Below are 9,747 nucleotides of genomic sequence, written 5' to 3'. Positions count from 1 at the left end.
TCCTACCTATGAAGAGCGGGCGACAAACTATCAGCTAGAGCCGACGGAGATCGAGGAGGCCGCCGGGGGAGTCAGCCGTTTTTACGACTACACGCGCGTGACGAACCCAACCACCGATATCGTGGAGCGCAAAATCGCTGCTCTCGAAGGGGCGGAGATGGCGCGTTGCTTTGCAAGTGGAATGGGGGCTATTGCTGCCGCCATTTTCTCGTGTGTGCGGGCAGGCGCCCACGTCATCGCCCCGCAAACAGTCTATGGGCCCACACGCCAACTGCTCCAGGACTACTTAAAGCGCTTTCAGGTGAGCGTTACTTTCGTAGATGGAGCCGACCCGGCGGACTATGAGCGCGCCCTGCGGGCGGAAACCACCTTGCTCTATCTCGAATCGCCCTCCACCGTGGTCATGCGACAGCAAGACCTCGAAGCGGTTGCCCAGATCGCCAAGCGTCAGGGGGCGACCACCATTTGCGATAACTCGTGGGCCTCACCCTACTTTCAAAACCCGCTTCATTTTGGGATAGACCTCGTTGTACACTCCGCAACGAAATATCTCGGTGGCCATAGCGATATCGTGGCAGGGGTCGTTGCCGGCTCGCGCGAAAAAATGCGCCAGCTTGCGATGGAAGAGTGCTGCCTACTCGGGGCCACCCTCGATCCCTTTGCGGCTTGGCTGCTTCTACGAGGTATCCGCACCCTGCCTGTTCGCATGGAGCGTCATCAGCAGAACGCAAAGGCCATCGCCTTATGGCTGCGTGAACATCCGGCCGTTGCAGAGGTCTACTATCCGGGCTTACCGGGCGACCCTCAGGCACCTCTAACAGCAAAGCAGCTGCGCGGCACAAGCGGTTTGCTGAGCATACGGCTAAAGCGCCCCACCCGTGAGGCCGCCGCACGTTTCGTGAACCGGCTGCGCTATTTTCAGATAGGGTGCAGTTGGGGCGGCTTTGAGAGCCTAGCCCTACCTATGGCGCTTCCTGCTGAAAGGATAGGGGGTACCCCGGACGAAACTCTTTGGTTTGTGCGGCTGCATATAGGACAAGAGCACGTGGAAGACTTGCAAAAGGATTTAGACCAGGCCTTGAGGGAGGACTGACTTATGAGAGAGAAGAGTGTTCGCGTGTGGCTTATCCTGCTAACGCTGCTGGTTGGGCTGTTGGCGCTGCAGCAATGGCGCCCGATGGATGTGCGCGCTGCCGGAACCGCTGCGGCACCTGTGTCGGCCTCTGCCGATAAAAACGGTGCGTCCGTTTGGGTAGCACACGGAGATAAGCTTTATTATTATGTCTGGGATGGGGGACACCGGCTTGTGCTAAGAGGCGAAACCACTCTTGGCCTTTCCACTCCTTAAGGGGAAGGGCGCCCTGCTTCAGAAAAATGCGTCTCTTACACCGCTATAAAACAGGCATCGGCCTCCTCGGTTTGCTCGCAGTGCTTGTGGCAGCAAAAGGGCCAAACACACGGGCACACACGCCTTTAAAAGGGAGTGTGGTTATAGAGGCGGAAGTCCCTGTGAGGGCTTTCCGACCGGAAAGTGCGCTCGGGGCCTGCATTGACGGCATGGAAAAAGGAGATATGGCCGGTATCTTCACGCCGGCCAACATCGCCGCCATGAAGACGGCCGGTTTGCGTTCGCTGGCCTATCGGCTGCGGACGGAGTTGGGGGTAGAGTGTTGGCACTGGAACCCGCAGGGGTATTGGAGCGATGCGCGCCATCGTCGAGGCTACTGGATATCGGATGCTACATCCACCACACCGATCTTGCTTTCCAACGGCTACCGGCTTCCCCGACGTGGAGATACCATTGACCAGGCCAATAATGAGGGCTACTCTCGTCTTGATGACGGCGACCTGCACACGTTTTGGAAAAGCGATCCCTATCTTGATCGTTACTACACGCACGAGAGCAACGCGCTGCACCCCCAATGGATTCTGGTTGATCTCGGTAAGCCGCGACCGGTGAACGCCATTCGGATTTATTGGGCGGAGCCTTACGCTACTCGCTTTCGCGTGGAGTACTGGCGAACTTCCGACGGGGAGACCGATCAGTCCATTGATGATACCTTCAGCACGAACGGATGGCATCTCTTCCCACAAGGGCTGGTGGAGCACGGAACGGGAGGCGACGCCCTCATGCCGTTGTGCAAGAAACCCATCTCCGTGCGGCTTGTTCGTATTTGGATGACCGAAAGCAGCGAACGTGCCCCCAAGGGGGCTACCGATGTGCGCGATGGCCTAGGGTACGCCGTGCGCGAGGTGCAGATCGGTTGGCTGGATAAGCATGGCAAACTGCACGATGAGGTGCGCCATGCGCCAAACAAACATCAGACCCTCGTTTGCGTCTCTTCCACCGATCCATGGCATCGTGCGCAAGATCGAGACGCGAATGTGGAACAGCCCGGCTTCGATCTTGTGAAGAACAGCGGGCTGTCTGGCGATCTGCCGATGTTGGTACCGGTAGGCTTGCTTTATGACACGCCGGAAAACGCCGTTGCCGAGCTGCGTTGGCTTGAAGCACGGGGTATCCGCATGAAAGGCGTGGAGCTTGGTGAAGAGCCGGATGGGCAGTATGTGTCTCCTGAGGACTACGGGGCGCTCTTTGTGGAATGGGCTACGGCCATTCATCGTTTCGACCCCCAGCTGGCGCTAGTTGGGCCGGGCTTTCAAACGGAGCTACAGGACGTGCTCTATTGGCCTAATGCCTCCGGTGATCGCTCTTGGGTGCATCGTTTTTTGGTGTATTTGAAACAACATGGCCATTTCGACGATCTGCGCTATTTCTCTTTTGAGTGGTATCCCTTTGATAATGTTTGTACCAACGATACAGAGCGCCAGCTGTTGCGCAATCCGCTTTTGCTTCAGCGCACCTTAGCGCGTTGGAGAGCAGAGGGGGTGCCAAAAACGGTTCCATGGATCGTTTCAGAGTACGGTTATTCGGCTTTTGCCGGTAGACCGGAGGCCGACAGGCCGGCGGCCCTCCTCAATGCGGAGATCGTGGGAATGTTTTTAAGTTTGGGGGGAGATACAGCCTACCTTTACGGCTATGCGCCGCAACCGTTGATGGATGAGCTTCGGTGTAACTCGTGGGGCAACTTGGCCCTATTCCTCTCGGACGACCGGCATCGCATTAAACAGCCGTTGGCCACCTATTATGCCGCATGGATGCTTACCCATATTTGGGCGTCTCCACCACAAGCCAAGATACAGCTCTATTCTGCCCACTGTTCGGTGGAAGACAGCACAAAACAGGTGTTAGTTGCCTTCGCCACCAAACATCCGGATGGGCGTTGGACGATCCTGCTGCTGAACAAAGATGCGAAAAGGACGATGGTGGTAAAACTTGTGTGGCACACGAAGAGGGGTACTGTTGCGGCGAAGGGGCCTATTGAGGTTTGGCAGCTATCCTCGGCAAACTATGTTTGGCATGCTCACGGCGCCGAGAGCTATGCCGCTCCGGACACCCCCCCTCTGCACTTTACGGTTGAAGCCCCCTCGCGTTTAACCCTGCCGCCTACCTCGTTGACGGTTATCGGCTGTGCGCCTGCAGCTGCGGAAGAGACGGCCCATCCTTAAGAGAGAAGGGGACAGGCACAACGCCTGCCCCCTCTAGAAAGGGCTAACCTTCTGTGCAGGAGGTGAAGGTAAAGGAATAAAGCGCGAAGTCGGGCGAGTTTGATGTAAGGGTCAGCGTATGGCTGCCGAACATTCGGTTGTGGATCAGCTGGTACATGCGGGGCTGGTCTACGAGGATGTAGCTTTTGCCCGTTTCATCGTAATGAATGTCTGCCCCTTTGTCGGAAGGACTAACCGGCTTGCCATCCTGAAAGACATAGACACGGAAGGGCACACTGTTCTCCGGCTTGATCACCGCATTGGCCGTAATCGCATGATAGCGCAGCAGGATGCTATCCTCGAAGTTATTGGTGGCACGGCCATGACGCAGGCTTTCCGGTTCGGTGATCCAGACGCCGACCGGGGTGATGACACCGTCTTCAAGCGCCCCTGTTGGTGCGGGCAGGTGATGGAGGCGTCCTGGGGCCCAATTGGGGATGTTCCCAAGTGCGCCTTCCAGAAGTCCTCTCTCGCCTGCATACAGTTCGGGGGTCATGGGGTAGCAGCGGGCACCGGGGGCATCTTCAGGGCGCAGTGGCTTGAGCAAGGGAGGAAGTTTAAGATTTGGATGCAGTTGGTGCAACAATTGCTGGATAATGGCTTCCGATTCCTCGTATCCGCCTTCACCGGCATGGTCGGCCACAATATAGCCGTGCATGTTGATGAAGTAGTGTCGGGGCCAGAAGTTGTTATGGTAGGCATTCCAGTTCTCATAATTGCTGTCAATGAGGACAGGCCAGGTAATGCCAAGCCTTTTCACCGCCTCGGCCACATTGTTGCGATCATGTGCAAACCGAAACTCCGGTGTATGGATGCCGATAATTACAAGGCCATCTTTGGCATACCGTTCGTTCCAGGCTTTGAGATAGGGCAGGGTGCGCAGGCAGTTCACACAGGTGTATTCCCAGAAATCAATCAGCACCACATGGCCGCTTTGCAAGAGCTGTTTGAGATCGAGGGCTTTGCCCCCGGTGTTAAGCCAATCTTGGGCGGTGCCGTAGAATCGGGGGGCTGGCTGCGGCCAGTTTTCGCTTTGAATTTGATAAACGGGGTCTACCACATCGGATACTTTTACCGTGTTCTGTTGCGGGGCGGCGCCGTTGGCAAAGAACCAGGTTCCTATACCAAGAACCAAGGCCGTTCCTATAAGACCGAGGGAAGCACGGCGTGACATCATCATGTTCTTCCTCGCTAAATGAAGATATACGCTAGTTAATACGTGTATCAGCACGAAGGTGGCACCAGATTTTGGTATACTGAGCTATGTAGAGGCCGTTTTCTGCAACACCTCCTTCGATAGGGTAAACAGAGAGGATAGGCTCAGGATAATAGATGCAACAACCCGCTTATAAGCAGGAAGACGAAAACCTTCAAGACCGTTTTTCATTGGCGATCGGCGAAAGTTCGCCGCTTTATCGGAGCCGACTGGATGTCGCCCATCTTCGCACCTGCAACTGCCCTCCAAACCACTTGAACTGTCTCACTCCGAAAGAGTGGATCAAAAGCCAACTGGGGGTTTGGCAGGTAAGCTATTGCGGGCGCGACATCCGCGATAAAGAGCTTCATCCGGCAACATTTCCCATTGCCCTTGCGCGTCGTGTTATCGAGTTGTTCACACATGAAGGAGAACTTGTGCTCGATCCCTTTGTAGGCAGTGGGACGACGCTCGTTGCGGCTCAGGAGCTAAATCGCAATGCGGTGGGTTTTGATCTTCAGGAGCGTTATATTCAGCTGTGTATCCAGCGTTTGAGAGAGGGGAGTCTGTTTCATACGACCCAGCAGATCGCCGTGCACGACGACGCTCTCCATATTCCTCACTACCTCGCTCCTGAGACGGTAAGTCTAATCTGGACGTCGCCGCCCTACGCTAATCTTTTAAATCGGGAACGAAAAAACAAATCACGTCGTGGCAACGAGAGAAAGAACAGCCAGTTTGGCAGGGTGGAGCAGTATTCACAAGAACCTCGTGATTTAGGCACCATGTCGTTAGAGGAGTATACGGCAGCTTTAGGGGATATCTTTGAAAATCTGTTGCCGCTTTTGCGTCCTAAGGGGCACTATGTGGTGAATGTTCCCGATATGTGGTGGGAGAACGAGCGCATTACCATCCATATTGCCGTAGTCGAGGAGCTACGAAAACGAGGTTATGAGTTGCGCAATATTATCATTTGGGATCGCACCAACATCGTCAATCGGATTGGGATTTTAGGATGGCCATCCAACTATATTACGATGGGGATTACCTATGAGTATTTGCTTGATTTTCGACGTTCTGATTAGTAAGTTGAATTCCTTTCACACCGCGATAGTCTCAAGCTGGAGACGGAGGAAGAGGCGGGTGATCTCCGGGTCGAAATGCTTACCGGCTTCCGAGCGGATATAAGCACGCACTTTCTCTTCCGGCCATCCTTTACGGTAAGGTCTATCGGAGAGAAGAGCATCCCAAACGTCGGCAAGGGCGAAGATGCGGGCAGCAATGGGAATCTGTTCTCCTTTTAACCCACGAGGATAACCTGTGCCGTCCCACTTTTCATGGTGACAGTAGGGAATATCGAGGGCGGGGCGCAGATAGTCAATTTTTGCCAGCATCTCGTAGGCATAGACTGGGTGTCGCTTCATGATTTCCCATTCGGTCTCGTCGAGAGGGCCGGGTTTAAAAAGAATGCGATCGGGAATGGCCATTTTGCCGATGTCGTGTAACAGAGCACCGCGGCGCACATGCATCAGTTCGCTTTTACTAAGTCCTACCTCCTGGGCCAGTCGGAGGGTGAGGTCGGTAACGCGTCGGGAGTGGCCCTCTGTCTCCTGGTCACGTAGGTCAAGCGCATGTGCCCAGCCCTCGATGGTGGCATCGTAGGCAAGCGTAAGTTCAAGATTGGTGCGCTGCAGGTCTTCAAAGAGGGTGGCGTTTTCGATGGCAATGGCGGCCTGCTCGGTGAGGGTTTCTAAGAAGTTGAACCATTCCGCATCGAACTCTCGCGGGCCGCGGTAGTAAATTTGAAGCACCCCGCGAATATGATTGCGAGCGATGAGGGGAACGGCAAAGTAGCCTACAGCACCGGCGCGCAAAAGCGGGGAGGGATCGCCCTCTGCGCCGCGTTCGAGGTCGGGAACGCTCACGATCCGATGCTCTAAGGCGGCTCTACCGGCGAAGCCCTCGCCGAGTCGGCAGGAGTCGACTCGTTTTTCCCAAGCGCAAACGCCGCGACGTGCGGCAAGCTCAAGGGTTTGGGTATAGCTGTTGATAAGCAGGATATCGGCCGCATCCACTTCTAATTGGGCGACGGCCTGGTCGAGGAGGATTTCGAGCGTGATACGTAGGTCGAGGCTGGCGTTGATGGCCATTTCAATGGAGCGCAGAGCCGCTAATCGGCGCAGTTGACGTTCCAGGCTCTCTTCGGCCCGTTTGCGGTCTGTAATATCGCGCGAGATGTCTACGACGCCGAGAATGCGGCCGTTTTCATCACGGCAAAGGCTTTTTGTGGTTTGATAGACGCGGGGGCTTCCGCGCACGGTGATGATCTCTTCAACCATGCGCGTCTGGCCGGAGCGTAACACCTCAAGATCGCTCTGAATGAGGTTGCGCGATTCCTGTTCCGTGAAGAAGGCCCGGGCATCGCGGCCTAATATCTCCTCTTGAGGGCGGCCCAGCAAAGAGGCCGCCGAGGGGTTCACTTTGAGATAGCGACCTTGGGTATCTTTCACGAAAATAGCGTCGCTTGTGCCTTCAACCACGGCGTTGAGGATGGAGGTCTCAATGCGACGGGCATCCTCCATCCATTCCCACTCCACCAGGAGGCGTTTCAGCTCCGCCGATTTTCGGTCAAGCTCCATGCGGTGCATGATGCTGGAGGCCAATGTTTGCAGAACATGGAGCTTCTCACGCTTCAAGCGTCGTGGGCGAACATCGAGCACGCTGAGGGCACCGATAACGTAGCCATCTGGCGTGATGAGCGGCACAGCAACATAGAAGCGAATTGAGTGCGGCGGCCGGAGCAGAGGACAGAGCGCAAAACGTGAGTCGCGCTGAGTGTCGGGAACGAGCAAAGGTTTGGTTTCAGAGATCACATAAGAGCAGAAGGCCATCTCGCGAGGCAACTCCACAAGGTTTAGGCCTACTTGTGCTTTATACCAGACTCGTTCTTCGTCTACAAACCCGATCAGCGCATAGGGAGCCGAGCACAAAGTGGCTGCGGCAAGCGCGATATGATCATAAGGCTCTTCGGGCAGCGTATCGAGGATGGCATACTGCCGAAGCGCCCGCACTCTTGCCTCATCGGCAGAAACAACCGGCGTCTTCATGATACTTCTCTGGCCCTCCAAAAACGCCTAAGAAAGGCATTCTTCAGACGAACAGCATGTCCTCTTGTATCTTAGATATTGGCTTTTGTGTTCACGCACTGCAGACTACGTAGTCTGTTTGAGCTTCACGACAGAAATCGCAACGCCGGGAGCGATTCGTTTCTAAGATTATCGCACAAACCTGATGTTATGTCAACAACTTTTTTCAAGCAGTATCGAAAGAGCATTCAACAGCTTGCTTGCTAGGCGCCGACATGTCCCAGGCCAATGCCGATGATGTAGGTAATTAGCCCTTCGAGGGCGCCTACAATCGTCATCTCCAAGCCACTGCTCCACCAGGAGCGCACGGTTAGCAAGCTTTTGGCGGCTCCCACCGCAAAGTGGGCTGCCATCGAAACCACGGCCGCTACGATGACCGCTGTGTAGCCGGTGAGGAAGAAAAAAGGGATGATGGGAATGAATGCCCCTACCGCCGTGGAGAACATGCCGGAAAGCGCCGAAGTAATGGGATTGGAGAGCGCTTCATCGGTTAGATTGAGCTTTTCGGCGGCCAGAGTGCGTAGAAACTGTTCCGGTTTAGCCGCCAGATATTCCACGATCTTAACGGCGTCTTTTTCGGGTATCCCTTTCAGTTGATAGAAGATGGCCAGCTCCTCCTTGGCCTCATCCGGGTGGGCTTCATAGGCCTCCTTTTCCCGATGCATCTCAGCCTCATAAATCTCTCTTTCGCTCTTTGCCGAAAGGTAGGCGCCGGCACCCATGGAGAAAGCACTAGCGATCATGCCGGCTAGGCCGGCCAATAAAACATACTTACTGTTGCCAAGAGTAGCCCCCGAAACTCCACTCACGATCCCAAAAATAGCACCTAGACCATCATTGACCCCGTAAACGGCGTCTCCGATCCAGCTTCCGGTGGCGCGTCGCTCCTTACTCAACAGAAAATCGAGCACGGAGCGCGGGCTGCTTTGAGCGTATAAACGGCGTAGAATGCGGGCTTGGGCAAACTCGTCGAGCACAACCTCGCGTAGGATGGAGGCGATGGTTTCATCCTCTATCTGCTGCATCTGCTGAAGGTAGTTGGCAATGTCGCGTCGCTCCTCAGCCTCAATGGCCAAAATGATCTGCTGCATGCCCCCGGAGCTGGTCGCTAAATTAACGGAGTGTTTCTCTCCCTTATGCTCTGTTGGGACGGCAGCCCCCATCTCCTGCAGTTTTTTGGCCCACTGCTCGGCATGGCGACGTTCCAGCTCCGCCATTTTGCGAAAAATCGTTTTCCGTTCGGGCACGCGATCGCGCTCGGCAAGCGCTGAATACATCGCATATCCGTCCATCTCCAGTTCCCAGTTATGGCGAAGGAGTTCTAGAAGCTCGTCTTCAATTTGGGGGCTGACCTTACCCACTTCTTAGCCTCCATGCACGCTCATTCTGTTGTGTTTCTACGATCTAGTGAGGTTATCTTCTCCATTTTGTAGCGACTGCCGACTGTATCGGCTGCTTACAATCGCTTTCCTGGAGCATGGTGGAAACTCTATCAATTAAACAATCGTACAATTGTTTGAAGGAGGAAACGATGCCGACCCGTTTGAAACGTTCCATAGAAGAGATCACCTGCGATACCTACAATAGCGACCCAACGCGCGTGCGTCGCGTGGCGAAGGAGATGCCGCCGGAAGAGAACTTCGAGGAGACGGCGCGTCTGCTGAAGGCCGTGGCCGACCCCGTGCGCTTACGCATTCTCTATGCCCTCTCCAACGAGCCACTTTGTGTTTGTGAACTAAGCGTTTTGCTCGATATGTCCATGCCGGCCGTATCGCATCATCTGCGTATCCTGCTCTC

The 9,747-nt window shown here is 55.1% G+C and carries 8 protein-coding genes; 5 read left to right on the top strand and 3 right to left on the bottom strand.

Going from position 1 to position 9,747, the window contains the following annotated elements; all coding sequences use genetic code 11:
- The 3 genes from VKV18_RS07380 to VKV18_RS07370 form a co-directional block, all read left to right on the top strand.
- The coding region (locus VKV18_RS07380; protein WP_324203568.1) for an aminotransferase class I/II-fold pyridoxal phosphate-dependent enzyme at positions 1-1,093 on the top strand (1,093 nt) is incomplete at its 5' end.
- A gap of 3 nt (positions 1,094-1,096) precedes the next feature.
- On the top strand, positions 1,097-1,348 hold the full coding sequence (locus VKV18_RS07375) for a hypothetical protein (RefSeq protein WP_324203567.1): 252 nt from the start codon (positions 1,097-1,099) through the stop codon (positions 1,346-1,348).
- A gap of 26 nt (positions 1,349-1,374) precedes the next feature.
- Positions 1,375-3,570, top strand: a complete 2,196-nt coding sequence (locus tag VKV18_RS07370; RefSeq protein ID WP_324203566.1) for a discoidin domain-containing protein — start codon at positions 1,375-1,377, stop codon at positions 3,568-3,570.
- A 43-nt stretch (positions 3,571-3,613) separates the two neighbouring features.
- Here the strand turns inward: VKV18_RS07370 and VKV18_RS07365 are convergent, their stop codons facing one another.
- A complete protein-coding gene (locus tag VKV18_RS07365; protein ID WP_324203565.1) occupies positions 3,614-4,789 on the bottom strand; it encodes a redoxin family protein in 1,176 nt (391 codons plus the stop codon).
- Between the two features lie 152 nt (positions 4,790-4,941).
- Between VKV18_RS07365 and VKV18_RS07360 the strand changes: the two genes are divergently transcribed.
- On the top strand, positions 4,942-5,889 hold the full coding sequence (locus VKV18_RS07360) for a DNA methyltransferase (RefSeq protein WP_324203564.1): 948 nt from the start codon (positions 4,942-4,944) through the stop codon (positions 5,887-5,889).
- Positions 5,890-5,904: 15 nt separating this feature from the next.
- On the opposite strand, the gene VKV18_RS07355 is transcribed toward VKV18_RS07360, so the two are convergent.
- Positions 5,905-7,911 (bottom strand): HD domain-containing phosphohydrolase, encoded by a 2,007-nt coding sequence (locus tag VKV18_RS07355; RefSeq protein ID WP_324203563.1) that lies wholly within the window; start codon positions 7,909-7,911, stop codon positions 5,905-5,907.
- Positions 7,912-8,153: 242 nt separating this feature from the next.
- Positions 8,154-9,311: a VIT1/CCC1 transporter family protein gene (locus tag VKV18_RS07350; RefSeq protein ID WP_324203562.1), complete on the bottom strand. Its 1,158-nt coding sequence runs from the start codon at positions 9,309-9,311 to the stop codon at positions 8,154-8,156.
- 170 nt (positions 9,312-9,481) lie between these two features.
- Between VKV18_RS07350 and VKV18_RS07345 the strand changes: the two genes are divergently transcribed.
- Positions 9,482-9,747, top strand: a 266-nt coding sequence (locus VKV18_RS07345) for a metalloregulator ArsR/SmtB family transcription factor (protein ID WP_324203561.1), incomplete at its 3' end; no start/stop codon positions are given.

The organism is Chthonomonas sp. (genome assembly GCF_035294505.1).
GTDB lineage: Bacteria > Armatimonadota > Chthonomonadetes > Chthonomonadales > Chthonomonadaceae > Chthonomonas.
This window is presented reverse-complemented; position numbering and strand designations above follow the sequence as displayed.

Coding starts and splice junctions, on each gene's coding strand:
- VKV18_RS07375 (WP_324203567.1), top strand. CDS start 1,097: ATGAGAGAGAAGAGTGTTCGCGTGTGGCTTATCCTGCTAACGCTGCTG.
- VKV18_RS07370 (WP_324203566.1), top strand. CDS start 1,375: ATGCGTCTCTTACACCGCTATAAAACAGGCATCGGCCTCCTCGGTTTG.
- VKV18_RS07365 (WP_324203565.1), bottom strand. CDS start 4,789: ATGATGATGTCACGCCGTGCTTCCCTCGGTCTTATAGGAACGGCCTTG.
- VKV18_RS07360 (WP_324203564.1), top strand. CDS start 4,942: ATGCAACAACCCGCTTATAAGCAGGAAGACGAAAACCTTCAAGACCGT.
- VKV18_RS07355 (WP_324203563.1), bottom strand. CDS start 7,911: ATGAAGACGCCGGTTGTTTCTGCCGATGAGGCAAGAGTGCGGGCGCTT.